Below are 684 nucleotides of genomic sequence, written 5' to 3'. Positions count from 1 at the left end.
CGGCAGGATGGCTGGAAGCGATGCGGGTAAAGTCGCGAAAGCCGGTGGCGGCATAGGGGAGGTAGTCTTTGCCGTGAGGATGATCAACCAAAGCGTGGACATAGGCAAAGGCGACTAAGTGCGGCAAGTGGGAAACGGCGGCAAAAATATTGTCGTGTTCTTCGGCACTCATGGTCGAAATTTGCGAACCAACCGCCTGCCACAGGCTTTTCAGCCGTCTCAGGCCATCTGAAGCCTCTTGGCCATGTAGCGTAATAATCAGGCGGCTGTTTTGAAACAAACCGCAACGCGCGGATTTTGCCCCGCTTTGATCGGAGCCGGCAATCGGGTGGGCGGCAAAACATTGCGGCAGGCGGTCGGATAAGTGGGTGCGGAAGGCATTGAGTGCCGATTGTTTGGTGCTGCCGACATCGGAAACGCAGGCCGTATCTTTTAAGAAGGGCTTGATGTCGCGGCATACGTCAGGCAGGACGGAGACAGGCGTGGCAATCAAAACCAAATCGGCGTTGCCGATGCTTTCGGCGCAAATATCCGGATAGGCATGGTCGATGATGCCGCATTCGAGTGCGTAATTGAGGTTGTCGGCATTGGTGTCGATGCCGGTAACGGTTTGCACCAGTCCCAAGCGTTTGAGGTCGAGCATGAACGAACCGCCGATTAAACCGACGCCGATAAGGGTAATGT

The 684-nt window shown here is 55.6% G+C and carries 1 protein-coding gene; it reads right to left on the bottom strand.

The window, feature by feature from the left end; all coding sequences use genetic code 11:
• On the bottom strand, positions 1 to 682 hold a 682-nt coding region (locus tag ACTHUM_RS16890; protein ID WP_440403540.1), incomplete at its 3' end, for a prephenate dehydrogenase.
• Positions 683 to 684 lie beyond the last annotated feature (2 nt).

This window comes from Neisseria sp. P0021.S006 (assembly GCF_051956895.1).
The sequence above is the reverse complement of the archived record's forward strand: the minus strand, read 5'-3'. Positions and strand labels throughout refer to the sequence as shown.